The organism is Brachybacterium sp. AOP42-C2-15 (assembly GCF_052377065.1).
In the GTDB taxonomy this organism is placed as follows: domain Bacteria; phylum Actinomycetota; class Actinomycetes; order Actinomycetales; family Dermabacteraceae; genus Brachybacterium.
On sequence record NZ_JBQSWK010000104.1, the window covers coordinates 1 to 1,249 of the forward strand.

Genomic DNA, 1,249 nt, shown 5'->3' on the forward strand with positions numbered 1-1,249 from the left:
GATTATGCCGAGGTTTGTGTTAAGCCGAGGAGCTCGGTGTCTGGCGTGGTTGGAGCGGGGGTCGCTGCTGGTTCCTCGGCTTACCGATGCGGCGCTATCGGAGGTTGTAGAGGGCATTGAGCGTGTCCTCGGTGAGTCTTTCAGCAGCCGGAGTGCTGGTCATCGGAGTGGCGGCGTCAATGGCATCGCGCATCATGTCCAGGGTCGCGAAGGCGTAGAACGCCGAGGTGGTGGAGGCGTTCTCGTGGCCGAGCAGCCGCATGATGATCGGCAGTGGAATGCCTTGTGTGTAGAGGTCCATGGCCTTGGTCTTGCGAAGCATGTGGCAGTGGATGCGCTCCGGCACCGAGGGACAGTCCGCGGTCGCGATCGCGGCGGCCTTTTTCAGAACCGCGGCGACCGTGTCGGAGGAGATACTGGTCGGTTCTCCGCGGTGCAGGCTGTAGAACACCGGCCTGGTTGCGGGCGGCGTGGCCGGGCCGGGGTGGAACTCAGCGAGGTAGACGCGCAGGTGCTCGATCGTTCTCTCGGTGAGCGGCACGATGCGGGTCTTGTGGCGTTTTCCGGTCAGTGTGACGCGTCCGGGCGCGGTCAGGGATAGGTCCTGCAGGGTCAGGTTGGTGATCTCGCCGACGCGGGCAGCGGTGTCATAAAGGAGGATGAGCAGCATCCGGTTCCGGCGCGATTTCGCCGTCTGGCCGGTGAAGGCGGCGAGCACGGCTCGCAGCTCGTCGTCGGTGAGGTATTCGATGGGTGCTCGGGGCGCGGTCGGGGCTTTGAGCGTCTTCGCCTGCTGGTGAAGCGCGACGAGGGTGAGGTCCTCACTCGCGGCGTAGGCCAGGAACGCTTTGATGGCGCTGAGCCGGAGCGTGATGGTCCTCGCCGCATACTGTCGGTCCGCCCGCATCCAGGCCAGCCACGCTTTCAGGTGGGGCCGGTCGAAGTGGTCGAACGTCATATCTGCGCGGTCGAGGTGCTCGTGGTCGGCAAGGAAGGTCAGTAAGCACTCCAGGCTGATCCGGTAAGCCTCGATCGTCTTCGGCGACAGCCCGCGAACGGTGGGCATGTAGGCGTGGAAGAAGTCTCGGGCCAGGACCCAGAAGTCCGGGGCTCCGGTTTTCGGGTCGCGTCTCATTCGAATCCAACCTCCGGCAGCAGCGACTGGCTCTCGCGAGCGATGGTGGCGTAGGCGTCCAGGAAGTCAGGAGAGGTGTGGACGTAGTAGTAGGTCGACTCGAAGGTCGCGTGG

The 1,249-nt window shown here is 64.5% G+C and carries 1 protein-coding gene; it reads right to left on the reverse strand.

The features are described from left to right. Window positions 1-94 precede the first annotated feature (94 nt). On the reverse strand, window positions 95-1,135 hold the full coding sequence (locus tag ACT3SQ_RS19215) for a tyrosine-type recombinase/integrase (protein WP_441458544.1): 1,041 nt from the start codon (window positions 1,133-1,135) through the stop codon (window positions 95-97). Window positions 1,136-1,249 lie beyond the last annotated feature (114 nt).